Genomic DNA, 24006 nt, shown 5'->3' with positions numbered 1-24006 from the left:
AGCAAGGTATGTGCCAGCATATCGCTGGCAGTAGCAATGAATCACCTATTTGATTACATCGGATATTTTTACGAACCGATGGCAACGCTCGTTTTAATGATAAGATACTTTCCGTCTTTATTATTTGCAGTGGAAAGACAGCTTGCAGGCCTATCGCCACCGCCAATCCGGCCGCCGGTATACTTGAACCGGGCCGGTCTATTCGGACCGCAGATGTGCCGGCAGCTGCGGTTCTCGGTCGATGAGGTCGGCAAAGAAGCGATCGCAATTCTCGCCCCCGACCGCCGCGTTCAGGCCTTCGATCGCATCCGCGATCAGGCGCGCCTCATCCTCGTCGAGCAGACGGATCGCGGTGTCGATATAGACCAGCACCTTCGCGCCCACCGGCGGGTTCGAAAGCAACAGTACGGAGACGCGGCGCTCCTCGCCGAGAAATGCGCACAGTGCGGACATGCCATCGGTCTCGACAATCGTCATGGGTAAGCCGAGGCACATGGTCCAGTCTCCAGAGGCGCGGTCAGGCCGGCCGCGTCTCGTAATGGAGGTCATCGATGTCGTTGGCGAGCAGCCGCTCGGACTCCGCCAAGGGCGCACTGCGCCGCGTTACTTCGATGCCCCACTCGGCCAGGATCTCGCAGGCGAGATCGATCGCCGGCGCGATCTGGTGGCGCACCGGCGGCGTCAGCGGCCCGCCCCAGTCTTCGAGATCGAGCGGCTGGCAGCCGATCAGCACCAGATGTTTCGGGCAGCGGCCGAGCAGGTCGGCGGCGCTGATCACCTCCTGGAAGCCGGTCTGGTGCAGGCTCATCTTCTTGGCGCCGGTGAAACGCGGCACCTCGTCGTCGCGTGCGAGCTTCAACCGGCCGGGTTCGAGGCCATAGTCGATGGCGTCGAACACGATCAGGCGGTCGGCCTCTTCCAGATAGTTCACGAGGTAGAGGCCCTGGGTGCCGCCGTCGAGGATCGTAACGTTATCAGGCACGACGTAGCGGCTGTGGAACTCCTCCACCGCGCGCACGCCAAAGCCTTCATCGGCCCACAGGATGTTGCCGATGCCGAGCACCAGGATGCGGTCGTGTTGCGAGGATGTCGGCATCGGTAGCCTTCCCGTTTCAGTCGCGGAATTGCCGTTCGCCCGAGATCATCGAGGAGATGATGCTCTGGCGCGACATGATGTCTTCGCGGATCGCCGCGTAGGTGTGCACCATCAGGAACACCACCAACGCCCACATGCCGAAATGATGCCAGGTGTGCACGTCCTGGCTGTTCGGCCAGATCGCAAACACCCAGCCGAACAGCTTGTGCTGCCAGCTGTCGATGCCCGCGCCTTCGGAATAGAGCGCAAAGCCGGTGATGATCATGAAGGCCACGAACAGGGTGAAGCCGGTGAACATCGCGGTCTGCGCCAGCGGATTGTGGCCGACATACATTTTCGGCCCGCGCTCAAGGAACGCGTACCAGCGGATCTCGTGCAGCACTTCTTTCCAGAACTGCTTGCGATGCACTGGAATGTAGAAGATCTGCCGGCAGTGGTGATTGCCGACGAAGGCCCACAGGATGCGCGCGAGGAAGAATACCGCGAGCACCTGTCCTGCAGAGAAATGAGCAAAGCGGATATAACCCATCACGAAGCTGGCCGACGCCTCGCCCTGGACCGAAGGCAGCGGCGTCCCGATTAGATAACCGGTGACCATCAGGATCAGAATCGATAGCGCGTTCACCCAGTGGCAGATGCGCACCGGGGCTTCGTAGACATAGACGGTGGGACGCCCCACCGCACGCTCGCCCGCCGCATCGGCCGCAATCGCTGTGAGGTTCGGCTCGGCTTCCGCAGAAGGCACAACTGCATCCATCATGGTCGCCTCCTACCTGACCTTGACCTTAGCGAGCTCCTGGCCGTCCGGGCTCACGACGTGTGTCGAACAAGCCAGGCACGGATCAAAGGAATGGATCGTGCGCAGGATCTCGAGCGGCTGCTCGGGATTGACCATCGGTGTGTTCATCAGCGACGCCTCGAAGGCGCCGATGTTGCCCTTGGGGTCTCGCGGCGAGCCGTTCCATGTGGTGGGCACCACGCACTGGTAGTTGTCGATCTTGGTGTCCTTGATCTTGATCCAGTGTGCGAGCGCGCCGCGTGGCGCCTCGGTGAAGCCAAAGCCCTTGGCTTCCTTCGGCCAGCTTTCCGGCTTCCACTTGTCAACATTGGCAGTCGAGCTGTCGCCGGCCTTGATGTTGGCGATGAGCTTGTCCTGGAAGTAACGCATCTGCTGTCCGGCCCAGACCGATTCCAGTGCGCGCGCCGCGGTGCGGCCGAGCGTCGAGAACAGCGCCGACATCGGCAGGTTCAAATCCTTGAGGAACTTGTCGACGGGATCCTTGAACTCGGACTTGTTCTGCGCGTAGCCGACCACCCAGCGCGCCAGCGGGCCGACCTCCATGGCGTGGCCCTTCCAGCGAGGTGCCTTGATCCACGAATACTTGCCGCCCTCGTCGAGCTGCTCGATCGCGGTCTTGGTGCCCTTCGCATTGGGACCCAGCACGTAGTTCGGCTCGGTGATGCCGTCCCAGGGATGCAGGCCCTTGGTTTCGTCGGGGTATTTGTACCAGGAGTGGACCACAAACTCCTGGATCTCGTCGGGGTTGGCGTGATCGACGGGAAACACCTCCGACAGATTGCCGTTGATGATGGCGCCGCGCGGTAGCTTCAGGCTCCGGGTGGAATAGTCGTTGGCGTGTTCGGGCACGTCGCCATAGGCGAGCACGCTCTGGCCCGAAATGCCGCCGCCATAGAGCCAGTCCTTGTAGAACGAACCGATCGCCGCTACGTCGGGTAGATAGACCATTTCGTTGAACTCCATGATACGGTCGATGATCGAGGAGATCAGATTGAACCGCTCCATGTTGATGGCGCCGACCGCGCCGGTCCCGTCGACATTGATCGGACAGGGCACGCCACCGACCAGCCAGTTCGGATGCGGATTCTTGCCACCGAAGATGGTGTGGATCTTGACGATCTCCTTTTGGAAATCGAGAGCCTCCAGATAATGCGCCACCGCCATGAGGTTGGCCTCGGGCGGTAGCTTGTAGGCCTTGCTACCCCAATAGCCGTTCTTGAACGGCCCCAACTGACCGAACTCGACGAACTTCTTCAACCGGATCTGCAGATCCTTGAAGTAGCCGGGCGAGGACAACGGCCAGCTCGAGATCGACTGCGCGAGAGTCGAGGTCGCGCGCGGGTCGGCCGAGAGCGCGGAGACGACGTCGACCCAGTCCAGCGCATGCAGGTGATAGAAGTGGACGACGTGGTCGTGCACCTGCAGGGCGAGCTGCATCAAATTGCGGATCGAGTTGGCGTTCTCGGGAATGGCGATCCCGAGCGCGTTCTCGACCGCGCGCACCGACGTCAACGCGTGCGTGCCGGTGCAGACGCCGCAGATCCGCTCGGTGAACGCCCACGCGTCGCGCGGGTCGCGGTTCTTCAGGATCACCTCGATCCCGCGCCACATCGTGCCGGTCGAGACCGCGTTGCGGATGACGTTGTCGGCGTCGACATTGACCTCGACCCGCATGTGCCCCTCGATACGGGTCACGGGATCGACGACAATGCGTTTGCCGGAATTGTCGAGATTGAAGCCGTTGGGAGTTTGGATACCCATGGTGTTCCTGCCCTAGTGTGTCTTTGTCGCTTAGCTGTTGTGATCGGCGTCTTCGCGCTTGCTGGCGAGCCGCTTCACCGCGGTCACAGCCGCATGCGCGGCCACCGCGGCGCCGACGGCGCCGGCTGCCGCCATGCCGATCTGATCGGCGTTCTTCTCGATGCCGAACTGCTTGATGTTGGTGAGACGATCGTAGAACGAGCCCTTGTCCCAGAAGCCGTCCTCCGAGCAGCCGATGCAGCCGTGACCTGACTGGATCGGGAACGACACTCCGCCGTTCCAGCGCACCGTCGAACAGGCGTTGTAGGTGGTCGGGCCCTTGCAGCCCATCTTGTAGAGGCAGTAGCCCTTGCGGGCGGCCTCGTCGTCCCATTCCTCAACAAACTGGCCGGCATCGAAATGCGGCCGCCGATAGCACTTGTCGTGAATGCGCTGCGAGTAGAACATTTTTGGCCGGCCCTGGCGGTCGAGCTCGGGCAGCTTGCCGAAGGTCGTGATGAAGGTGACGACGCCAGTCATCACTTCGGCGATCGGGGGGCATCCCGGCACCTTGATGATTGGCTTGTTGGTGATGACCTTGTCGATCGGCGTCGCCTGGGTCGGATTGGGTTTTGCCGCCTGCACGCAGCCCCAGGACGCGCAGGCGCCCCAAGCGATGATCGCCATCGAATCCTCGGCCATCATCTTCAGCTTCTCGACGAACGGCATGCCGCCGTCGATGCAGAACATGCCACCTTCGTTCAGCGGCGGATTGCCTTCGACCGCGAGGATGTACTGTCCCTTGTGCTTGGCGCGGGTTTCCTCGAGGATGGCTTCAGCTTGGTGACCGGCTGCCGCCATGATGGTGTCATCGTAGTCGAGCGAGATCATCGACAGCACCGCATCCTTGACCAACGGATGCGCGGAGCGAATGAAGCTCTCGGAACAGCAGGTGCATTCGAGGCCGTGCATCCAGATCACGGGCACGCGCGGCTTGGTCTCGAGCGCGTTGGCAATGCGGCTCGCCGCGAGCGGCCCGAGCCCCAGGCTCGTCGCCGTCAGGCTGCAGAACTTGTGAAAGCTCCTGCGCGTGATGCCTTGCCGCCTGATCACGCTGTAGAATGTTTCCGTCGCCGCGCCCATGAATCGTCCCGTCTTCGGCTTTGACTTGTCGATGACGCCAAGGACAGCAAGAAGCAGGCCAACAGCCGGGAGCGATTCAAAAGTGAAGGGATTCCAGAACGTTGCTGATCTGAATCACTCTCATGAACGGTACGCGGGGACACCGACAACACGAGGAGCGGAAACAATTCGATTTGCAGCCGGCAAGGAAGTTTCCGGCCTCTCGCCGGAAATACTTTCTTAGTGCGCGGTGCACACCATACTCGACGCTGGTTAAGATGCAGGTTTAATGGAGGTTTAGGACCGGAAGCCCTCTCACAGAACACGCATTGTTGTGGGAAACAACTAACCATCACCGGCAAGGATGTAACCACGGATGAAGCAAAGGCGGCAGACAGGGGACTCGGAAAAACCGACGTTGTAGCCATGCACAAAGAGCATCATGCCATCGGCAGGATTTGCGGTAGCGGAGGCGAACTCTTCGCGAGAAAGACGATATAGCTTCTGGATTCGGAAATGCTTTCTGTCGTCTTCCGCCTCCTTGCGTAGCCCAAACCAGCTCGTCTTCGGCGTCTCCACTTCGCCCATCTTGTGAACGACCGGAATACTGACCGTCACGTGGCCAAAGGTGTTGGTGGCAGAACGAGCATAGGAGATCTGGCTCAATTCGAGACCAGGCCCGCCCATCACCACGCGATTCGTGGCGAAGTAGGGGGGGGGGGGGGGGGGGGGGGGGGGGGGGGGGGGGGGGGGGGGGGGGGGGGGGGGGGGGGGGGGGGGGGGGGGGGGGGGGGGGGGGGGGGGGGGGGGGGGGGGGGGGGGGGGGGGGGGGGGGGGGGGGGGGGGGGGGGGGGGGGGGGGGGGGGGGGGGGGGGGGGGGGGGGGGGGGGGGGGGGGGGGGGGGGGGGGGGGGGGGGGGGGGGGGGGGGGGGGGGGGGGGGGGGGTTGATCACGACCTCGGCACCGGTGGTGCTCTTGTCAGGAGGCGCCCTCTGGCTCGCCTCACCGGTTGTCGGTCGCCATGGCCGATAGCCATGATAGTGCCGGACAGTCGCGGTTCTGTTCATGCGTGAAACCAAGCGCATGTCCGAATTCGTGGACCGCAACCGCACGAATGCAGAACTCGCGTCTATCTCGACAGCCTTTGCTCCAATGATTGAAACTGAAATTGAGAGTTATGCCCGATGGCTTGCGGTCAAGGTATTTTCCGACGACGTCGGTGTGAGCGCCCTCGTCAGCGACCCGCACGTGCACACCGGGCGCGCCGTCGGTACACAACGGCCAGGTCTTCGAAAACCACACGCCGCCGTGCGCCGCAGTCTGCCAGGTCTCCGCAACCACTTTTCGAACCAGGTCGCCATACTTTTGATCCTTCGGCTGCAGATTCTCCCAGCAGCCGGGGATTTCCTTGATCTCCCATTTCGAGCCGCGAATGACCGTGCCGTACAACTTCATTTCGGACACGCCCGACGGAAGCGCAGGCGAGCATTTGCGCCCCAAGAGATCAAGAGTCTGGGTAACCAGAGGCGGACCATTGTCCTACCGCGTCGGGGTTGGGGTCGGCGGGAACACAGGCACCGGCGCCACGATGAATCCATTTGTCCGGGGTCCGGCGCCCGTACGGCGTCCGGCGCCTCCCGGGAATTCCTGCGACTTCTCTCCTCCCGGCGAGGGAGCCGTGTAAATCGGATTATCCTTTGATCCAAGCCTGGATGGAGAAAAGTGTATGTCATTTGCGCCGGCTCCGCGCTCTCGGTAGGCATCGCCGGCGTGAGATTGTTAGCGGCGATGAGAATAGCGTTGTCCCGCAACCAGGCTGCCAGTGGCTTGGACGCGTCGACAATGATGCGCTTATAGGCGGCTCGGTCCGGGTACTTGTTCTCAGCACGCCCCTCGAGCTCGATCAGGTCCGCCGGCGTTCCATGATAGCAGCCGCGCTCATACGTTGCCGGTCCCGCGGCCGCTGGCGTCGTATCGGACGCAAGTTGTGCGTTCTGTTTCATCAGGAATGACCAGATCAGGTCATAGGTATCCTGGGCTGAAGCAGTGGGACCCCATGGGTGATTTCACTACTGGTCGCGCTCAGAATCCGTTTGTAATCAAACGCTGTACCGGAGCCGAGCCCGCCCGTATCGGTCACCTTCAACTCCAGGAAGAAAGTGCCATACAGGAACGGATCAATGTCGAAATGAGCGTACCTGTCGAAGGCCTCTTCAGGGCGTGACTTCTAGATTTTGAGGTATTCCTTCCGCCTCTCCCGTTCGATCTGGTAGAAAGTCACGACCTCACATCGGATCGACTTGAGGAAATACGGCAGCCCACCGGCCGTGATCACGCCTGTCTGCGGTTCATGAATATAATACAGACTGGTACACCCGCCCATGGCGAGGCAAATACCAACGCAAGCCGCGGCTCGACTGAAATTCCACATATGACCGCCCCGTATCCGCGTCGAGCTAGCCCGTCTTATTCGCAAGAGTGCGCCTGAGGGGTTGGCGAGCGTGGTGTAAAGCGCTGATACGGCGTAGGATTCGGTTGCAACCCATCACCTTCAACCGCGAACGCCACGTCCGCCATGACCGACGATACGATTCCGCCCTTCTCGTTTCCGGCCGTTCACGCCAAGAAAGTCACAGCTGCCTTCGATGGTGGGCGCCTAATCTCGAATGGGGGCGTGATGCTTCTGGCGATGGCCGAGCGGCGTCTTGGTTTGGCCGACAATTTGGCCCGGGTGTTCCCGGATCGGCGCGATCCGACGCGGGTCGTGCACAGCCTTGTCGATATGTTCCGCGCGCGCATGTTCGCGATCTGCTGCGGCTACGAGGACGCCGACGACCTCGATCATCTGAGGTCCGATCCTGCATTCAAGCTGGCCTGCGGACGGCTGCCGGACGCGGGCCGGGATTTGTGTTCCCAGCCGACGCTGTCGCGGCTGGAGAATGCTCCGCGCCTGCGCGACGTGATTCGACTGACCTGCATTTTGGTCGATGCATGGATGGATAGCTACCCCCACCAGCCGGCATCCGTCACGCTCGACATCGATGATACCTGCGACGTCGTCCGCGGCCATCAGCAGCTCTCGCTGTTCAACGCTCATTATGACGAACGCTGCTTTCTGCCGATCCACGTCTACGACACGGAGAAGAGCCGGCCCGTGGCGGTCGTGCTGCGGCCCGGCAAGACGCCGGGCGGCGTCGAGGTGCGTGGCCATCTGCGCCGCCTGGTACGGCATCCGCACGCGATGGCACAACACGCGAATTACGTTCCGTGGCGACGGACACTATGCCCGGCCGGAGGCAATGGCGTGGTGCGAGACCAACGGGCATCGACTACATCTTCGGTCTGTCCGGCACCAAGCCGCTCGCCAGAAAAGTCGACGAGGTCGCCGACGACATCCGCACGCGACGCGCCATCGAGAACCTGCCGGTTCTGCGTGGCTATACCGAGACGCGCCACAAGGCAAAGTCCTGGGATCGCGAACGGCGCATGGTCGCCCGTATCGAGGCGACGATGCTCGGCCTCGACATCCGCTTCGTCGTCACCAGCCTCGATGTCGGTTCGGCCGAGTGGATCTACGACAGCCTGTATTGCGCGCGCGGCCAAGCCGAGAATCTGATCAAGCTGCATAAGACGCAGCTCGCCTCCGACCGCACCAGCTGCCGTTCGGCGCTCGCCAACCAGGTCCGTCTCGTGCTCCATACGGCCGCTTATTGGCTGATGCTGACCGTGCGCGAGGCGATTCCCAAAGTCCGGGAATTGGCCGCTGCCGAGTTCGCGACGCTGCGTCTTCGGCTCTTGAAAATCGCTGCCCGTGTCGTCGAGACCACGAGCCGCATTCGCCTTGCGTTCGCCGCGGCATGTCCCGAAGCCGACCTGATCCGCGGCTTGCCAGGCGCGCTGCTGCCGCTCGGTCCTTGACCGGCGGGGCGTGCGCCCCCGTTCGCCCACCCCATCCCTCAAGCGCGTTGCAAAGTACGGGTCGTCAGGCGGTGAATAGCCGAAGGCAATCCTGTGCGCCTCGTCAGACAAGATGTGCGGCCGCATCAATCGGACTAAAAAGCCGCACTCTCACGAATAGGACGGGCTAGGCGCGGCAGCGACCGTCCTTTTCTTCTTGGTCAATCCACGCGCTGCGGGCGTTGGCCTTAAAGAGCGCGGCGCTATCTGGTCATCATGGTGGTCGGCAGTAGCGTACCGTGCGCGATATTGTACGGCTTAGGTGCTTTGGCTCGCCATGTTTTTGCGGGAGCGACTTGAAGAGCGAGTCGGCCGGCTACAACTTCGGCCTGCTCCTGCGATGGCCCGCAGACGTGCCATCATCCGTGCCTTCGCCGAAACTGTCCCGGCTCAAAAGATTGCTTAAATCATCGCTCGTCCGCGTTTTTCACGGAGCACTCTTTATTTATTTGTTTGCACTGCTCCCTTGAGGATTGGGAATGAGCCTAAATTGGCCGCCTATGCGTCAGGTTGTGGTCAGCCAAGCTGTATATCCTCCTCCGCGCGGAGCTTGCGCGGCACGAGCTCCAGCGTGCAATTGTGCCGAGAGGAGAGCGAATCTGATGTATGGTAGAATCGTCGGATCGTCCAGCCAGCCTGGAAGCGCCAGCCATGTTGATGAATCTGGAGATGAGGGAGAGAGTCCCCGATTTGCGGACACAGTTGCGGGCATGGAGCCCGGTACGTCGTCGTCGGTGACAACGACGCCATACTCTCTGGCTTCCAAGCCGCCGATCATAGAGATCGATCAAAATTCCTTCGAAAACGGACTGAGGAGATTTTTGGGCGGCGACATCAGGCACATCGCCGGTAACCCAGAAGAGTACTCGGATCACGTGTCCGAGAAGGCTTGGCGCACAGGAGCGGTTGCTGGAGGCTACCTCAACACTCCCGAATATTCAATCAAGCCAGGACGATTCTACAGCTATCAGTTAGGTGACGAAACCGTCGGGCTTTTAAAAGCAGGTGGGCCGACTCAAATCGAGGGGGAGCAGTTTTGGCAACAGTTTGGACGCAACGATATCACGTCCGTGGTTGAGCTTCGGGTTACTCATCCGTTGGTCGATAACGCGGGCGATATTCTGCTGGAGCATCAACTGCGACTGGACGGCGACCATCCCTTGGTCTTGTCACGTCCTGGCATGGAGGGCATGGAACCCCGTCTGAAAAAAATGGGTTTTGTCCACATGGGTGGTAATGATTGGGCGCTTGATCCTAACCAGCATCCCGAAGTGTGGACGAAGAACGAGAGCAACGAGTGGCAGCGAGTAGACAAACCTACGAAGTATCTTACTAAGGTCGAGGATAGTGACACCGCTTCTAGTGACACCGCTTCTGAAGCAAGTGTCGAAAGTGCCGAAACGACCTCTTCAGGTGGTGATCCATCAGCCCTCTTGCACCAGTACTTCGCAGGATTGCGCATGGAGTAGAACAGCCGCAATAAAGAGAGACCTGGGCAGGAAATAACGGCTGTTTCGTGAATGGACGCGGCGCCGCGAAGGTCCTAGCGTTAAACGAGGGGGGCGTACGTTAGCAGCGTGCGCCCCATTCGCCTGCCTATCCTATTCAGAAAGTAATGTAAAAAGGCACTCCGCTCCATCACAGTGCGAACCACCGATGCGAGGGGCGACCGCCGGTCTTGGTCGAGGCGAACCGCTGCTCGATCTGCTTGGACTCGAGAAGCTGTTGGGTGACGTCGTTCAGACGGCGCAAGTCGAACTCGCCGTTGACCATCTTCTTCAGCGTCGAGCTAGCCCGTCTTATTCGAAAGCGTGCGCCTGAGGGGCTGGCGAGCGTGGTGTAAAGCGCTGATACGGCGTAGGATTCGGTTGCAACCCATCACCTTCAACCGCGAACGCCACGTCCGCCATGACCGACGATACGATTCCGCCCTTCTCGTTTCCGGCCGTTCACGCCAAGAAAGTCACAGCTGCCTTCGATGGTGGGCGCCTAATCTCGAATGGGGGCGTGATGCTTCTGGCGATGGCCGAGCGGCGTCTTGGTTTGGCCGACAATTTGGCCCGGGTGTTCCCGGATCGGCGCGATCCGAGGCGGGTCGTGCACAGCCTGGTCGATATGTTCCGCGCGCGCATGTTCGCGATCTGCTGCGGCTACGAGGACGCCGACGACCTCGATCATCTGCGGTCCGATCCCGCATTCAAGCTGGCCTGCGGACGGCTGCCGGACAGCGGTCGCGATCTTTGTTCCCAACCGACACTGTCACGCCTGGAGAATGCGCCGCGCCTGCGCGACGTGATCCGACTGACCTACATTTTGGTCGACGCATGGATGGATAGCTATTCATCTCCGCGCGGGCTTTAGGCGCGAGATCCATCAAGCGAGCCATGGTCAAGGGCTCGTAAGGCCGGGAGCGTTGCCACAACGAAAGCAGTCGACGACAAAGTCGTCGTCTGCATCAACGCTGGTCAGTACCTCGCTCCGGGATCAGCGGCGCGCCCCCGATTGAGATTGGCCCTTCTGGTTTAGAAGGTTGGACCACTCGCTTGGCCGGCTTCAAAGCGGAATGGGCGGCCGGCGGAGAAGGAACAGGGGGCGTAGGGGCGGGAACGGGCAATTTCTGCAAAGATTCGATCCTCGCCGTGAGCGCCTCGATCTGGTCCGCCATCCGCTTCAAATCGGTTTGCTGGGCACCGATGTTGCGATTGAGCTCTGCGATCTCATCGCTCGCCTTCTGTTGTCCTGATCGAATCTGGAGGAGAGCTTCCCTATCCTCAGGTGACAAGCCTGTAATCGGGACATGCTCATGCGCCGATGACGTCGCGAAAACTGTCTCGATGTTACTCCAATAGTAGGCTGCCCCGGCGCACAGACCAACGGAGATGACCACGAGCGCTAGAATCCAAGAAGCGCGCCTTGGCGATTTGTGCAAGACGGGCGGCAACTCCGAGGCGTTCGCTTGATCAATCACATCCGTCATCCTCAGCCTGTCATTCCCATTCATCGGCCTTTCTCGTTGACGGGATAACTCGCAACGGTCAAGAGCTGCGGCGAGATCCGGGTGCTGACCGCAATTTCCCCGGCAATCTCGCCATCGCCATGTCAGCAATCGCGGTGCGATGTCGCGATTGGAGGTCGGCACGCAGCTGCAGGTGAAGCGTTCTTCTAGATTCGGCACCATCGATCAACCATCTCCGTGAGCGTACCACGAAGGCGGGGCTTCAAAAATTGGAGCCGCGCGTTGTCGATCTCTGGCCGGACAGGATCATCGATACGACCGCAATCCATATAGGTTGTGAAGCGCAATTCGATCTGCAACGCCTTGGTCGAAGCGCTGTAGTGTTTCCTGCCGCCGGCAAACGGTTCATTGGAAACTGCCCGGAAGCCCCGTCGCTCGAACGCGATCACGGCGTTGGGTCCGGCCGCTCCTGATAAATCGATGTCCCGTCGAACATAGACTCGGAAATCACAGCGTCCTGGAAAGGACCAAATAGCAGCCCTTCAGGATCGCGATTTAAATCGGCACGTATCGACTGTGTGTCGCCGCAATGCTCGTGATTCCCAGATCTGGCAACCTCTGGAAGATGCCATCGTTATTTCTTAGCCATGTTCGGTGAAGTTGAGTGAAAGCGGCCGCAATCGACGGCGGAACGAAGGTGCCGCTGTGGGGACACTAGCAATCACCGGAATGGATATGCCTGGCGCAGGTTGCCCGACTCGATACAGCTGTGGGCAATGCCCTCTGGTCTGCGTATGTCCGCGGACGATGGAGCTCATGGGAAGCGCGCCTCACTCACAATAACCGAGCATCAGCTCGGAGCTCGGCCGCCCAGGCGAACCGACGCGGGGAAGCAATCGAGGGACACCGCCTTCGCCGCGATCCAGCATGATCTTGCGCTTTTGCGCCGCATTCCGTTGCCGAATACGGGATAACAGCAGCGAACGTCACCTCAAGTTGCACCAAATTAGTGATCCAAGATGCGACTTCTAAGCGAACTCTTTTGGGGCTTCAATATGAAGAGATTTCTGGGATTTTTGTTGATCGCTCAGTTCTTCTTGCTTTTCGCCGAGGCCAGGGCGCAGGGGCTTCCTGCTCCCTCATACTGGAAGAATGAACGGGGTTCAGAGCTGTATGTTTGGTCCACTAATGGCAGGGCAATCCAAGGGACTTTCACGAACCATGCTCAAGGGTTTGCTTGCCAGGGTATCCCTTATCCTGCATCGGGAGCAGTCGGTCCAACCGGACTGTATTTTGTTGTTACTTTTGCCCAGTGCAATTCGTTCACCCGGTGGGTTGGAAAAATTAACGGGGCTCAAATGCCAACGTCATGGACGCTGTTCTACGTTGATAAGAACGGAAAGCCCGGCAAGTTGAAGGGCGCGGATACATTCACGCGCGTATGGTAGTTTTCAATCTTCTTGCAACGTGGCGACCTTAGATCGACAATTCGCTCTCGCGAGTTTCGGCCTGCGTCTCTTTGAGACGCGTAAGCTCCGTTTCGCAATGCTCTGGGCTGTCCACGATCAGCAGGTTCGATGCTTCCCGCAAGCCCTGTTGGAACGGCCGAGGAATTGCATCGAAGGGCCTCCCCAGATCCGAAAGGACAGTATAAGCTTGCGTCCAAACTTGTCGGACGATCCGTGCTTTAGCATTTGTTTTCAGGTTCTTGTTTTGAAGCCCAGCGCGGGGTCCGCTAGGGGCCGCTAATGTGTGCGACGATCGTGCCACTGCGTTTGGTTAACGAATGTGAGTTTTCAGCTCTCGATACTTAAGATTCTCGCCGGCCAACCGGAGGGCCGTGCGAGTCTCGCTGTCCTGAAGGATTACCTGGCGGTATTCTACACCAGCGGCCCGGAGTGGACGGCTCGTATGAAGCGATTGGCAGAGCGGGCCCCGGATCTCAATATTTTCGGACAGAAGCTGGTTGCGCGAGAATCCGGACAGTGGATCATAACGGAAAAAGGCAGGGCCTTTCTTGGTTCGCTGGAACAGATGGCCATGCCGACCACTCAAGAGCGAGCGCTCGAAGGATCGCGTGAGAAGCCTCTCGCAAGTAAGCTTCCCGTTCTTCCACCCGCGCTGCAACGCCGCAGCGCCAGCCGCAGGCGTCACGGCCAGAAACAGCCGAGGACGCGGGACGATCGATCGGCCTAACGGCTCTGTGAAGCTCATCGCGATGACGATGTCGCTCAATAGTGAGCGGCGGGGCAACATCGCACGCGACCTACGAAGAGGGTCTTGATCATTCTGCGAACACTAGAACCTATCTCAAAATTGTCGAAACAGGATCAGCAGGCAAGCGAGCTGGACGAAGCCGAGGAAGTTTTGCGGATAGAACTCCCAGCGGACCAGCAGGCGCCGCCGCCACTGGATCCAGGCGAAGAAGCGTTCGACCAGCCAACGCCGAGTATAACGACGGAGCCTGCGGCCGTCCTGGGTGAGCGACCTCACTCGGTTTGAACGGTGTGGCGCGATCATCTCGATGCCTTGTGACCGCAGTTCATCGTCGAGCGCATCGCTGTCATAGGCGCGGTCACCGATCAGGTTCTCTGGCTTGGCCTCGATCATGTAGAAGTCGAAGCAGAGCTGTACCAAGCGCACTTCGTGATGGTTCGCGGCATGCGTGCTCACTGAAAGCGGCAAACCGCGGCGATCCACAATCGCCATGATTTTTAAGCCCTTTCCGCGCCTCGTTGGGCCGATCTCTGCACCGCCGCCTTTGGCCATCGCAAAGGCCGCGTCGATGAAACACTCCTCTTCGTCGAGCAAGCCTTTCTCGCGAAGTTCGTTGGCGATATCGGTCAGAACGCGTCGCAACACTTCATTGCGACACCAGTTCTGAAAGCGACGATGTACGGTCTTATAGTTCGGATAGCACTGAGGCAGCATGTGCCACTGCGCGCCCGTGTTCAAAATCCAAAGAGCGGCTTCGAGAACTTGACGCGTCGCAATCGGCTTCCGGCCCGGCCGGCCGTCGGCAAGGTGCTCATCCGGAAAGTGTTTCCGGATGCGCTCCCATTGCTCGTCCGTCAGCCGAATCATCTTTCCTTTATAGCCGATCGACGCTGATCTTCAATTTTGAGATAGGCTCTAGATAGATCGCGGTCGTTTGCATGGAGATATTGTAGTGGCAACCGGTATAGTAAAGTGGTTCAACGCGACGAAGGGCTACGGCTTTATTAAGCCGGATGATGGGGGAGCCGACGTATTCGTGCACATCAGAGCAGTCGAGAAGGCCGGCTACACCGCTCTTGCGGAGGGGGCGCGGATCAGCTTCGATGTCAAGATGGGTAGCTCGGGTAAGGTGTCCGCAGAAAATCTGCGTTTTGGTTGATTTGCGCCATCAGCTTCGCGGCCGTCGCTGTGTAAGCCGAGCAATGCCTGCGCGGCTCAAGCGATCATCCCTGGGGTCGAGAGCTAGCTAGACCCTATGTTTGCCTTCTGAGGTGACGGGCGGCCCGCCCCGCGGCAAGCTCCTATCGAGGGTTGCGCCGGATGGTCCGGCGCCGAGCCTCAAGCATGGGGAGCGGGCCTGATGAACGATAGCATTTTCGTGGGGCTGGATGTGCACAAGGCGACGATTTCGGTTGCAGTGGCCGAAGCGATGCGCGGCGGAGAAGTTCGTAACTTGGGGATCATCCCTAATCGCGCCGATCAAATCGCCAAACTGGCGAAGAAGCTTGGCAAGGGTGACCGGCAGGTAAGTTTTTGTTACGAAGCCGGGCCCTGCGGATATGGCCTGTATAGACAACTGACGGGACTGGGGCACAACTGCATCGTGGTGGCTCCCTCGCTGATCCCGATGAAAGCCGGCGATCGGGTAAAAACCGACCGGCGCGATGCGGCGATGCTGGCCAAGCTGCACCGGAGCGACGAACTGACAGCCGTGTGGGTTCCGGATGCAGCGCATGAGGCCATGCGCGACTTGGTGAGAGCCCGCGCCACGGCGATGCGTGTGCTCGGCAAGGCGCGGCAACATCTCCAAGGCTTCCTGCTGCGACATGGGCGCATCTATGCCGGGAAGAGGGGGTGGACTCTGGCTTATCGTCGCTGGCTCACCACGGTGCGCTTCGATCACCCGGCGAGCCAAATCGTTCTGCAGGACTACATTCATGCCGTAACCGACGCTGAGGCCCGCGTGGACTGCTTGACCAAGCGGATCGAGGAGCTGGCGCCACAATGGTCGATGACGCCAATCGTAGAGGCCGTGCAGGCCATGCGCGGCATCGCCTTCATCGTTGCCGTGACGGTGGTTGCCGAGGTTGGCGACTTCTCTCGCTTTGACAATCCTCGCCAGTTGATGGCCTTTCTCGGCCTCGTGCCGTCGGAGTATTCGAGCGGCGCAACCATCCGACGCGGCAACATCACCAAGGCTGGCAACGCTCTGGCCAGGCGGGCTCTGATTGAGGGGGCATGGACCTATCGCATGCAAGCCCGCGTCAGTCGCAAGCTCCATGACCGTAACGAGCGCCTGCCTCAAGTTATCCGCGATATCGCCTGGAAGGCCCAGGTCAGGCTATGCGCTCGCTATCGGCGCTTGTCGGCGGCCGGCAAACCCAAGGTGATCGTCACCACCGCCATTGCACGTGAGATGGTCGGCTTCCTGTGGGCGATCACTCGTCAAGTACAACTCGGGTCGGCCGCCTGAAGAGCGCCGACCATATCGGTGCCCAGGGCAGGAGGCAGGGCGCGGTGGGGAATCCTCGTGGCCTGTTATGAGCCGGCATTGCCGACGCTCGCCCTCTAGACCGAGGCAGCCCCAAGACGAAACCACGGTCATGCGGTAGCCAACCCGCGCATGAGAGCTTGATCAACCGTCGTCTTTGGCCCTGCCTCCTACCGTGGGCACCTTCGAAGTCCAGCGTCCGGGCGCTCAGCCGGAAGCGGCTCCGCTTGATCGAGTCCCTTGACAGCAAACATGAGAGCAGGCTGTTGAAGAACTCAGCCGCGTTCGCAAACGAGGCCTGAATCGTCGCCATTGTGTATGTAGAAATGGCCGACGAGCCTGCCAGCAGTGCCGATGATAACCCATCCGCGACCGCAGACGGGGTCATTCTCGTCGTGCCCTTCCCATGAGAACTCCGCGCAGGGCGAACCGTCTCTCGCGCCGTAGCGGACGTCGAGGAAGCCCCTCAGCGCACCGAAGGCGACTTCACCGTCGGACTTGCCATCGAAGGTGAGATGCGCCTCTTCGACAAGATCGAGGAAGTCGCTGTCCCAGTTGTCCATTTCGACGATGCGCCAGCGGCCGGCAAAGGCCTTGGCGAAGCCGGGCACCTTGGCCATCAGCCGGTCTCCGCTATCAGTTTGGGCAGCCGCACCAGATTGTAGGCGCTGGCAGCGAAGGTGAAGGCCCATGCGACGCGATCACGGCCACGGAAGCTGGTCTTCTCTTGACCGGCGACCGTCTTGATCCAGCCGAACGCCTCCTCGATGCGCTTGCGGATGCGCTGGCTGACGGCATAGCCGCTGTGCCGGGTCGTTCTCCCGTCGATCGAAGAGCTGCGGCCGCTGGTGTTCTGCGCAACATGCGGCGTTACGTTCATCGAGCGCAGCTCGTTGACGAAGTCCTCTGCGTCGTAGGCTTTGTCGGCGCCAAGCGTGATTGCTGTCGGCCGGTCGGCACGAGGCTCAATCATGTGCAGCGCGGCCACTCGCTCGGCATGCCCGTCGGCCCGCGTCAGGCAGGCGTCGACCAGCAGTCCGTGGCGGTTCTCCATCAGCCCATGCCCGATGAAGCACAGCTTCCTCTCCTTGCCTTTACCTTTGCGGTAGAGCCTGGCATCGGGATCAGTCGTCGAAGCATGGGTGTCGTTCGAGCGTTTCTTGCCGTGGGAGTCCGCATCAGCATTGCGCCCGCCGCCTTGCGCCGGCGGCTCGCCCGAGCCGTCCTTGGGTTTGACGCTCTTCATTGTTGCCGCAAGCCCGACGTCATTTGACGAGTTTGGCGAGTATTTCGGGAGCGTCAACGAAGGCGAACGGGTTCAGGAACTGCCGCCCCCATAGGAAATTACGATCGACCTCTGTAAGTGACGCGGCGTCGCATACGTCATTCCAGAATGTCTTGATCGCCCTGATCTGTCGAGCAATGAGATCCGTGGCCTCGTTGGTATCGAGCAGGAAGAGCGGCGCCGCCTTCAGGCAAACGGAGATTTGGCTTGTGCGTTGCTCGCCGACAATGAGCATTGCCTGGGTTGTCTCGCCGACCGTCCTGACTTGCGGGCAGATATCATAGGCGGGCGTCAGCGCGAGATCTTTTCCATTCCAAAAGCCGGCGTGATTGCGGGCATGATCGTCTGTATTGCCGCAAAGGATATTGAACACCATCCGGCCATACAATTCTTTGAGCGTTTCCTTGGGCGAAGTGAACCGGTGACGGATAATAGTCGCAAGGTCTTCGTAGCTTGCGTAACGCGCCATCATCTCGTCGAGCCCGAGCAAGGTCAGCGCTGATACCATGACGCGACGCTGCCATCCGTCATCGACTTTCTGCCGATCGAAACGCTCGATCAGCAGCACCTCTTTGCCGGCGGCGCGCTCGAGAGCGACGGAAGCGGCGGCAAGTCCTGCTTTGGCGGCCAGCCGCATTGCCACGAACTCGGCTTTCACGACATTGTAGAGGTCGTTCTGTGAAGAGAACTTGGCGATGTACTTCTTGCTGTCCGACGTGATCATCGTCTTGGGCCGGGCACCGCCAATCGAGCTTCCGTGCAGAAGCGCGCGATCGAGGTCCTGCGTCAGCGGCAGGCCCTTTTCGACGAGCGCGGTCGCGGCTTGAAGTTCTTCGAGCGATGCAGCCGAAGCCTCCCGCGGCACGTACTTTTCTGCCGACGACTGGAAATCGAGGGCTCCGATGCGGTCGGAGCCAGATTCGAGAAGATAGGTCAGTTCGTCGATCTCCGCAGCGTCGACCTCCTTGCTGCTCTTCCCGAATTTGCGGTTGATGATTACGCGACGTCCCCAGGCGTCGGGAGCCGCGTCGCGAATGCAATTAGGCATCATCAATCCCGGCGTCAGGGGAAGGACCCCACGACGTAACGGCAGTTCCGGATCGTAGAGCGCAATGGCGTTGTTGCGCGCGAGATAGGTCTGTCCGTAGTTGAAGAGGAACTGATTGCCAGAGGCAAACAAGCGGCCGGCCACGACCGGCGTGGTCTTACCGGGTAGCCAGACCCATACGAAGGCCTCGGCCGGCTTCTTGTCAGAAGTCGTCATCGGGCCTCACGCGCGGGGCATGGACGGCTTTCGGCAGTAGCCTCATCACGGCCGAATTCGATGCGAGAGCGCTGGTCAGCGTGCGTTCATCCGCTTCAAACAGCGGTACGCCCGCGATGGTGGCGGCTTCGAAAACGGCGCCAAGTGTGCAGCCGAGATCGCCATTCTCGATACGTCGCAAGAGTCCACGGGAAAGGCCCGCCCGGTCGGCGAGCTCTTCGGTCGTCATCTTGCGATCGATGCGGGCCTTGCGGATGAGCTGCCCCAGAAGTACAGCCGCATCCTTGGCATATCGAGAGTATGGTCTCGTTTTCTTGGGCATCTCACAATCCATTAATAGACCATTGTGGCTAGTATGGCTCATTTATAAACCAATCTCGAGGGTCATGTCAAGTTCTGGTCCATCTGTGAACCAAATCCACTCATATGGCTCGTTAATGGATCATCTTGCCTTGCGGAGCCCGAGTTTGAAGCGCAATCAACCGACTGCGTATAGCCGATCTCGCCACTCGGGTTTGTGAACGAAAACTGCTGCAGCTCCAGGCACCCCCGCCACCTGCAAACCCGGGCGGAAGCACACCAAAGTCCCAGCCTGAAACGACAGACGATGAAGCGCTTACACGTTCATGTCTCTCGAGATCCGAATCGTAAGATTCGAGTCCTCCCGCCGATCGGAAAGCAGAAGCGATATTTCGCGCTGACATTAACGGTGATCCATGCCGAAGAACGCGGGACACCGAAGAACAGAAAGAAAATCGAGTGGAAACTGATCACCGACCTGCCCGTTCAGTCACGCAAGGACGCCATTGAGAAGCTCGAATGGTATGCGCTGAGGTGGAAAATCGATGTGTTCCACAAGATCCTCAAATCGGGCTGCAAAGCTGACGAGTCGAAGCTCAGGACCGCCCAACGGCTTGCCAATCTGATCTCGGTCTTTTGCATCCTGAGTTGGCGGGTCTTCTGGATGACGATGCTCAACCGCTCGGCTCCAGATGCGCCACCGAGCCTTGCGCTGTCCGACATCGAGATCGACCTGCTTGATCATCTTGTAAAGGATAAAGGCCAAAGGTCGTTCCGACAAAAATCACTGTCTCATTACCTGACCAAGATCGCACGACTCGGCGGTACCTCGCGCGCTCCAATGATCCCCCGCCCGGCAATACGGTTATGTGGCGCGGACTGTCACGCCTTACTGACATCGGGTTGGGCGCCGTCGTTGGGCAGAAATTGTGAGTAATTGAAAGCTTGACCGGATGTGTACGTCCCAAACAGCGCCGATGCGTGTGGAAACGGATTTCGCCGTCGCAAGCGGCTATGGCTCGCTCGATATCGTCAGCAATCAGGAATCCTGGAACCGACGCCAGTTGCCAATTGGCGAAGAGCGTCCTGCTCAGCGCCGCATCTTCGAGCAATCGCCAAGGTCCGCACAGTTAACGAGTGACCCACATTTGCTTGAAGTCTAACATCGGCAGCACGGATAGTCGCACCAGCTCTCCGGCGCCATTTACAGGACTGAGGTGCAGACTGTCGAGGAGCTCAAGCTAAATGATCTCGAAGTACCTCCGACGTTCGAAGTCGGTGACCCGATGTTGAACGGCTTCCCATTCCCAACGGCGGGAGCAAGAAAAGGCTTCAACAAACCTTTCTCCGAAGACATCATTGGCCGCTGGAGACTGTGCAAACCGTGATGTTGCCTCTGATAGGCTTTGGGGTAGTCTCGCGGACGGACGACACATCTCCACGCCTGCATCACCGACGATCGAAGCCGGTAGTGCCACATCCGTCTCGACGCCCAGTATTCCGGAACCAATGGCACATGCGAGCGCGAGATATGGGTTCGCGTCTGCGCCAGCCAGCCTATACTCCAGGCGATGGGCCGACGAATCTCCCGGAATCGCACGAACCGCGCAGGAGCGGTTGTCAACTCCCCAGCTTGGACAGATTGGTGCCCAGCAGCCGGGTACCAATCTCTTGTAGCTATTGAAGTTCGGCGCTGCGAGCACACAGAAATCATTCATGTATTCCAGTTGTCCGGCGATGAATTGCCTCATAAGCTTCGAGACGTTGCCGAACGCATCGCTGTCGTAAAACGCATTCTGACCATCCGAGGACATCGAGATGTGAATATGGCCGGACTGGCCAGGCCATTTCTCGGAAACCTTGGCCATGAATGTAGCCATCATGCCTCGCGTTTGCGCCCAGGCTTTTATCATCGACTTGAATATGGTTGCTCGATCGGCAGCTTCCAGCGCATCACAATGACGAAGTGACGCTTCGACCACGCCAGGCCCCGTTTCAAAGTGCAGTCCGCTGAGAGGTATTCTAGCCTTCTCACAAAGCGCCAAGATCTCATCGAACAGCTCATGTTGCGCGACAGAGCGCGCAATCGAGTAGCCGAACGGGCCCCGTGTTAAAGGAGCCCATTCGCCGAACGGCTTATCTTCAATTGTGTCGGCGTTCTCCTTGAACAGCATAAATTCAAACTCGAACCCGGCAGCGCAGCCGTATCCGTGATCAGCGGCCCTTCTCAGGACCTTACGCAGAATACCGCGCGGGCAGATGTTCTCATGTGCGCCCGTGAACTCGGCCAGGTAGAGATATTGATCGCCGACATAAGACACTGAACGGCCGGTGCCTGACAGAATACGCAGATCAGCATCTCCGAACGCTGATAGCGGCTTTTGCGTGAAACTGGCCGGAATGACCCGGTCCGAGCAATCCCACGCCAGCACCGCTTCAGAGAACTTGATAACTTTATCGCCATCCGACAGATCTTCACCTAAGACGTGTTTGCCTCGCAGGACGCCATCGAAGTCGCTTACGCCGATCATCGCCGCGCGGGCTGGATTCGCCCCGGTCAACCTGGCATTAGTTGGCATTAGTCGCGATCCACTAAATCGAACACCTGATCCATCCGCATTGCTCGCAACTTGTCATAGTCATCCTCAAGCTGCGTCAAGTCGCTATTCACCAGATAAACGATGCCTGGTGTCGACGCCAAGTCGATCGTCGGAACCAGCTCTTGACCAATCGGAACGAATGCAATGGCATCCGCGAAGCTCGGGAGCTTGCGGATAGCTTCGAGTCCCGGGTAACCGACAACGACACCGCCCATATCGGAGATCAGCGAGACGCATAGTGCGTGAGCTTGCCGCTTGTATGGCCCGCGCAGCCTCATGTACTCACCAAAGCTCTTGGGATCTGCGTAGCGCCAGGCCGTCAGCGTCATATGGTTGTGCCCCAACGCCATGGTTCGTGCTTTTGCCGACATGGTCCCTTGAAGCCTCGCTCCGAAGTCCACCAGAACCGGCCCCCGACGATCGACAATGATCTCAGCATGAGCTGGTCCGTCGACGATCTGAAGCGCCTGCAACGCACGCACCAAGTAGTCGGACAGCTCCTGAACGATTGGTTCGCTGCCCCCCAACAACCTCTCAAGTGAGCAGACCGATGATGCCCCCTGAATAGGAACGGTGTCATAGGTCCAGGCCTCCGTAACGAAGGCTTCCCCGTCGATCGAGACGGCATTTACGGTGTATTGCTGGCCGTTTATTTTTTCCTGCCCAAGGGCAAAGCGATTCAACGCTCCGACACGGTTCGTCTTCCCGACAATTGCGCTTATAGCCCGCTGAATATCAGCATCTGTCGAGCAAAAGAATACATCCTCGGTACCAGTACTGTTCAGAGGCTTGATCACGATCTCGTCGAACTTCGCTTCACGCTTCCAGCTTGCGAACTCTACAGCACTGTCGGACACGACTTGTCTGATCGATCGCACGCCTGCAGAGGTCAGCGCGCAAGACAACCGCGCTTTGTCACGCCGAGCAGCCGATAGCGCGGTGCCATTCGAAGGTAAGCCCAGCCGCTCCGACAAAGAATCGGCGAGCTCAACTCCGGTCTCGCAGCCCGCGATAACGAACTCCAATTCCCTACCATGGAGAGCCTGAAGATGATATTCAACGATGTCGTCATACCCCATGTGCTCGCTGGGGCGAATGACTTCATCATACAGATCCGCATTGAAATGCGATTGGAATATGGGTGGAATCTGTGCAGCCGACATCGCATGCACCGTTCCAATTCCATAGCGCTTGAATTCTTCCGGTAGGTAGCGGCCGGTAGAGTATGCGTCTACGATTACACAGTTCCGTTCTTTCATGCGGATCTCCGATACTGCAAGTAGATGCTGCCGACAGAGACAGCCGTAATGAGAACATTTCCAACGAACGTATGTGACGAAGGCACGATGCGAGAATCGAAGTACTGGAACAGGAAGGTGATGATAGGGGCGGTGGACAGGACCATGTTGACGGTGAAGGGCTCTAGGCGGCGAATGCCCTGCTGGATCAAGAGCAAAGGAACAATGATCGTCGACAGCCCAGTTGTTGCGATCGCAAACCAATGCTGCGAGATCTCGATCACCATAGATGAATGGTCGACCAGTCCCAGCAGCAAGAGAATCGTTCCATAAAAGCGATGCGCCAGCACTTGTCGGCCAGAAAAGCCACGGTCGAACAGCAGTTTAACAAGTATATTTGTAACGGCCAGCGATAGGCCGGCCACGATGGCCAAGACGATGCCAAAGGACGATCGAGCCCCCCACTCCACACCCGCGTTGCCGCTGGCCGAGATCCAAATCATGTAGCTCCCGATCGTCGCGATCGTAACGCTCACGACAATATCGGATGCTGGAGGGGCGCCCTGGCGCCTGATCAGTGCGTTTAACCACACTGTTGCAGTGGGCCCCAACGCCACCATAAAGGCGACGACGATCGCAGGTTCAGCGTATTTCAGGCCGATAAACAGGCCGATCCAGCTGATCGCTGTCACGACATTGAGCGCGACGAAGATCAGGAGCGACCATTTCGCCACCCTTGCTTCGCCTCCCTCGTGGTGAGCCAGGAGATTGAACGTCAGACAAATCACAGCGAAGGACAGCAGGAGCGCGACGAACACATCTGCTTGCTGAAAATACGATGCCGCATAAACCTCGCCTGCCGCGCTCACGACGACATAAAGCGCCACAAAGAAAACTCCTAGAGCGAAGCGATTCGTCAATCGCGCACTCTTCCTGTGCCC

The 24006-nt window shown here is 59.3% G+C and carries 24 protein-coding genes and 3 pseudogenes; 10 read left to right on the top strand and 17 right to left on the bottom strand.

What is annotated here, in order from left to right:
* Positions 1-198: 198 nt before the first annotated feature.
* The 6 genes from XI09_RS02925 to XI09_RS02900 form a co-directional block, all read right to left on the bottom strand.
* Positions 199-495: a HypC/HybG/HupF family hydrogenase formation chaperone gene (locus XI09_RS02925; RefSeq protein ID WP_097669715.1), complete on the bottom strand. Its 297-nt coding sequence runs from the start codon at positions 493-495 to the stop codon at positions 199-201.
* A gap of 22 nt (positions 496-517) precedes the next feature.
* Positions 518-1096 (bottom strand): HyaD/HybD family hydrogenase maturation endopeptidase, encoded by a 579-nt coding sequence (locus tag XI09_RS02920; protein WP_271565585.1) that lies wholly within the window; start codon positions 1094-1096, stop codon positions 518-520.
* Positions 1097-1112: 16 nt separating this feature from the next.
* On the bottom strand, positions 1113-1856 hold the full coding sequence (gene cybH / locus XI09_RS02915) for a Ni/Fe-hydrogenase, b-type cytochrome subunit (RefSeq protein WP_271565584.1): 744 nt from the start codon (positions 1854-1856) through the stop codon (positions 1113-1115).
* 9 nt (positions 1857-1865) lie between these two features.
* Entirely contained in the window at positions 1866-3656 is a 1791-nt protein-coding gene (locus XI09_RS02910) for a nickel-dependent hydrogenase large subunit (protein ID WP_271565583.1), read from the bottom strand.
* Positions 3657-3686: 30 nt separating this feature from the next.
* Positions 3687-4778, bottom strand: coding sequence for a hydrogenase small subunit (locus XI09_RS02905; RefSeq protein ID WP_271565582.1), 1092 nt, complete (start codon positions 4776-4778; stop codon positions 3687-3689).
* Between the two features lie 324 nt (positions 4779-5102).
* Positions 5103-5375, bottom strand: a complete 273-nt coding sequence (locus XI09_RS02900; protein ID WP_271565581.1) for a hypothetical protein — start codon at positions 5373-5375, stop codon at positions 5103-5105.
* Here XI09_RS02900 and XI09_RS02895 point away from each other — a divergent pair, their 5' ends adjacent.
* Complete coding sequence (locus XI09_RS02895; protein ID WP_271565580.1) at positions 5376-5789, top strand: hypothetical protein; 414 nt, start codon at positions 5376-5378, stop codon at positions 5787-5789.
* Here XI09_RS02895 and XI09_RS02890 read toward each other — a convergent pair.
* On the bottom strand, positions 5760-6212 hold the full coding sequence (locus XI09_RS02890) for a matrixin family metalloprotease (RefSeq protein WP_271565579.1): 453 nt from the start codon (positions 6210-6212) through the stop codon (positions 5760-5762). The genes XI09_RS02895 and XI09_RS02890 overlap by 30 nt on opposite strands.
* Before the next feature lie 1120 nt (positions 6213-7332).
* Between XI09_RS02890 and XI09_RS45660 the strand changes: the two are divergent.
* The 4 genes and pseudogenes from XI09_RS45660 to XI09_RS02875 all read left to right on the top strand — a co-directional run.
* Positions 7333-7941, top strand: a pseudogene (locus XI09_RS45660) (transposase); the annotation flags it as partial.
* Positions 7942-8024: 83 nt separating this feature from the next.
* Positions 8025-8675 (top strand): transposase, encoded by a 651-nt coding sequence (locus XI09_RS45655; protein ID WP_333939017.1) that lies wholly within the window; start codon positions 8025-8027, stop codon positions 8673-8675.
* 641 nt (positions 8676-9316) lie between these two features.
* A complete protein-coding gene (locus XI09_RS02880; protein ID WP_271565578.1) occupies positions 9317-10183 on the top strand; it encodes a host specificity protein in 867 nt (288 codons plus the stop codon).
* Between the two features lie 439 nt (positions 10184-10622).
* Positions 10623-11054: pseudogene (locus XI09_RS02875) on the top strand (transposase); the annotation flags it as partial.
* A 115-nt stretch (positions 11055-11169) separates the two neighbouring features.
* Here the strand turns inward: XI09_RS02875 and XI09_RS02870 are convergent.
* On the bottom strand, positions 11170-11691 hold the full coding sequence (locus XI09_RS02870) for a hypothetical protein (RefSeq protein WP_271565577.1): 522 nt from the start codon (positions 11689-11691) through the stop codon (positions 11170-11172).
* 185 nt (positions 11692-11876) lie between these two features.
* Entirely contained in the window at positions 11877-12119 is a 243-nt protein-coding gene (locus tag XI09_RS02865) for a hypothetical protein (RefSeq protein ID WP_271565576.1), read from the bottom strand.
* Between the two features lie 606 nt (positions 12120-12725).
* On the opposite strand from XI09_RS02865, the gene XI09_RS02860 reads away from it, so the two are divergent.
* Together XI09_RS02860 and XI09_RS02855 are read left to right on the top strand one after the other, a co-directional pair.
* Positions 12726-13118: an avidin/streptavidin family protein gene (locus XI09_RS02860; protein ID WP_097670005.1), complete on the top strand. Its 393-nt coding sequence runs from the start codon at positions 12726-12728 to the stop codon at positions 13116-13118.
* Positions 13119-13458: 340 nt separating this feature from the next.
* Positions 13459-13866, top strand: coding sequence for a hypothetical protein (locus XI09_RS02855; protein ID WP_271565575.1), 408 nt, complete (start codon positions 13459-13461; stop codon positions 13864-13866).
* A gap of 114 nt (positions 13867-13980) precedes the next feature.
* On the opposite strand, the gene XI09_RS02850 is transcribed toward XI09_RS02855, so the two are convergent.
* Positions 13981-14754, bottom strand: a complete 774-nt coding sequence (locus tag XI09_RS02850) for an IS5 family transposase (RefSeq protein WP_271565574.1) — start codon at positions 14752-14754, stop codon at positions 13981-13983.
* A gap of 85 nt (positions 14755-14839) precedes the next feature.
* Here XI09_RS02850 and XI09_RS02845 point away from each other — a divergent pair, with 85 nt between their 5' ends.
* Positions 14840-15046, top strand: a complete 207-nt coding sequence (locus tag XI09_RS02845) for a cold-shock protein (RefSeq protein ID WP_271565573.1) — start codon at positions 14840-14842, stop codon at positions 15044-15046.
* 201 nt (positions 15047-15247) lie between these two features.
* Positions 15248-16360 carry an IS110 family transposase gene (locus XI09_RS02840; protein WP_271565572.1) on the top strand — a complete coding sequence of 371 codons (1113 nt, stop codon included), beginning with the start codon at positions 15248-15250 and terminating at the stop codon, positions 16358-16360.
* Positions 16361-16653: 293 nt separating this feature from the next.
* Here the strand turns inward: XI09_RS02840 and XI09_RS02835 are convergent, their stop codons facing one another.
* The 4 genes and pseudogenes from XI09_RS02835 to XI09_RS02820 form a co-directional block, all read right to left on the bottom strand.
* On the bottom strand, positions 16654-16998 hold the full coding sequence (locus XI09_RS02835; RefSeq protein ID WP_271565571.1) for a hypothetical protein: 345 nt from the start codon (positions 16996-16998) through the stop codon (positions 16654-16656).
* A pseudogene (locus XI09_RS02830) lies at positions 16998-17630 on the bottom strand (transposase); the annotation flags it as partial. The gene XI09_RS02835 and the pseudogene XI09_RS02830, both read right to left, overlap by 1 nt.
* A gap of 13 nt (positions 17631-17643) precedes the next feature.
* Positions 17644-18927, bottom strand: coding sequence for a type II toxin-antitoxin system HipA family toxin (locus tag XI09_RS02825; RefSeq protein ID WP_271565570.1), 1284 nt, complete (start codon positions 18925-18927; stop codon positions 17644-17646).
* The gene (locus XI09_RS02820) at positions 18914-19291 is read right to left on the bottom strand and encodes a helix-turn-helix transcriptional regulator (RefSeq protein WP_271565569.1); all 378 of its coding nucleotides are present in this window, start codon (positions 19289-19291) and stop codon (positions 18914-18916) included. The genes XI09_RS02825 and XI09_RS02820 overlap by 14 nt, the downstream gene beginning before the upstream one ends.
* A 243-nt stretch (positions 19292-19534) precedes the next feature.
* Between XI09_RS02820 and XI09_RS02815 the strand changes: the two genes are divergently transcribed.
* Positions 19535-20164 carry a hypothetical protein gene (locus XI09_RS02815; RefSeq protein WP_271565568.1) on the top strand — a complete coding sequence of 210 codons (630 nt, stop codon included), beginning with the start codon at positions 19535-19537 and terminating at the stop codon, positions 20162-20164.
* 304 nt (positions 20165-20468) lie between these two features.
* Here the strand turns inward: XI09_RS02815 and XI09_RS02810 are convergent, their stop codons facing one another.
* Genes XI09_RS02810 through XI09_RS02800 form a run of 3 tightly spaced genes read right to left on the bottom strand, consistent with a single transcriptional unit; the run spans position 20469 to position 23985 of the window.
* A complete protein-coding gene (locus XI09_RS02810; RefSeq protein WP_271565567.1) occupies positions 20469-21806 on the bottom strand; it encodes a glutamine synthetase family protein in 1338 nt (445 codons plus the stop codon).
* Positions 21806-23086, bottom strand: coding sequence for an ATP-grasp domain-containing protein (locus XI09_RS02805; RefSeq protein WP_271565566.1), 1281 nt, complete (start codon positions 23084-23086; stop codon positions 21806-21808). The genes XI09_RS02810 and XI09_RS02805 overlap by 1 nt, the downstream gene beginning before the upstream one ends.
* On the bottom strand, positions 23083-23985 hold the full coding sequence (locus XI09_RS02800; protein WP_271565565.1) for a DMT family transporter: 903 nt from the start codon (positions 23983-23985) through the stop codon (positions 23083-23085). The genes XI09_RS02805 and XI09_RS02800 overlap by 4 nt, the downstream gene beginning before the upstream one ends.
* Positions 23986-24006 lie beyond the last annotated feature (21 nt).

The sequence above is a fragment of the Bradyrhizobium sp. CCBAU 11386 genome (assembly GCF_028128955.1).
GTDB lineage: Bacteria > Pseudomonadota > Alphaproteobacteria > Rhizobiales > Xanthobacteraceae > Bradyrhizobium.
Note: the sequence above shows the minus strand (reverse complement) of the source record. Positions and strands in the feature narration are given on the sequence as shown.